Origin of the sequence: Mesorhizobium sp. M2A.F.Ca.ET.067.02.1.1, assembly GCF_004023285.1 — a bacterium.
In the GTDB taxonomy this organism is placed as follows: Bacteria; Pseudomonadota; Alphaproteobacteria; order Rhizobiales; family Rhizobiaceae; genus Mesorhizobium.
Genome location: NZ_RZSB01001168.1, coordinates 1 through 1,162, shown reverse-complemented (window position 1 = coordinate 1,162; position 1,162 = coordinate 1). Strand labels below are relative to the sequence as shown.

Annotated in this window: 2 protein-coding genes; both read left to right on the top strand. The window is 62.3% G+C overall.

The features are described 5' to 3' along the window. Window positions 1-213 precede the first annotated feature (213 nt). A complete protein-coding gene (locus tag EOA28_RS36440; protein WP_042642401.1) occupies window positions 214-570 on the top strand; it encodes a hypothetical protein in 357 nt (118 codons plus the stop codon). Window positions 571-694: 124 nt separating this feature from the next. Next, window positions 695-1,162, top strand: a 468-nt coding sequence (locus EOA28_RS36435) for an EamA family transporter (protein WP_148671136.1), incomplete at its 3' end; no start/stop codon positions are given.

Here is a 1,162-nt window from a genome sequence, read left to right as displayed (position 1 = left end):
GCAGGAAGGACGTGATCCACAGCGTCTTCATCGAGTATCCGGCGGCGCTCAAGGCGAAATACGACCCGCTGGTCGGCACCATCGCCGGCAGCTTGCACGAGGCGTCCGGCCCACACTGGAAATAAACCGCTCGCCACCACCCTCCGCCCGATTTACCGCCGACCTTTTCCGGCCTAGCCTTCCAGCGCGATTTTCGCTCAAGGGGGAGTGCACATGCGCACAATCATGCTTTCACTTGCAATGCTTGGGATTGCTTCCATGCCGGCCGCCGCTCAGTCGATCGGCGGCACCTACACCGTCGCCGGCACCAATTTCGATGGTTCGAAATATGGTGGCGAGGCAACCATCACGCTGACCAGCGACACGACCTGCACGATCCACTGGGAAACCGGCGGCTCGACTTCGGACGGCATCTGCATGCGGAACGACAATGCGTTTTCCGCCGGCTATGCGATGGGCAAGGAAGTCGGCCTCGTCGTATACAAGATCGAGAAGGACGGCTCCCTGCATGGGCTTTGGACCATCGCCGGCCAGAACGGCAACGGCACCGAAGTGCTGACGCCGAAGTAAGTCTTCGGGACCCCGGCAAATCGATATCATGGGCCACGCAGAATTCGTGGCCCATTTCTTTTGGCGTTGCTGTTTGCCGGTCGCCTGCTACGGCTTGATCTAGAAAAAGAGTCCGGAAACGCCTTTGCCTCTCTCGCCAAACCTGCGCGGCGCGCTGTTCATGATCGTGGCCATGGTCGGCTTCACCTTGAACGATGCGATCACCAAATTTTCTTCCGAATCGATGAACATGGCGCAGGTCATGCTGGTGCGCGGCGCCTTCGCGTCCTTCTTCGTGGGCCTGCTTGCCTGGCGGCGCGGCGCGCTGGTCAATCCGGCCGCCATGCTGCAGCCGATGGTGGCCATGCGCGTGGCCGGCGAAGCCGGCGCCACAGTGTCGTTCCTGATCGCGCTTGCGCATCTGCCGATCGGCAATGTCTCCGCCGTCATGCAGGCATTGCCGCTGGCGGTCACCATGGGCGCGGCCTGGGTGTTCGGCGAAAGTGTCGGCTGGCGACGCTGGACCGCGATCGCCGCCGGCTTCGCCGGCGTGCTCATCATCGTGCGGCCGGGTTTCGAAGGGTTCAGCGTCTATTCGCTGGTGGCATTGGCC

Coding starts and splice junctions, on each gene's coding strand:
- EOA28_RS36440 (WP_042642401.1), top strand. CDS start 214: ATGCGCACAATCATGCTTTCACTTGCAATGCTTGGGATTGCTTCCATG.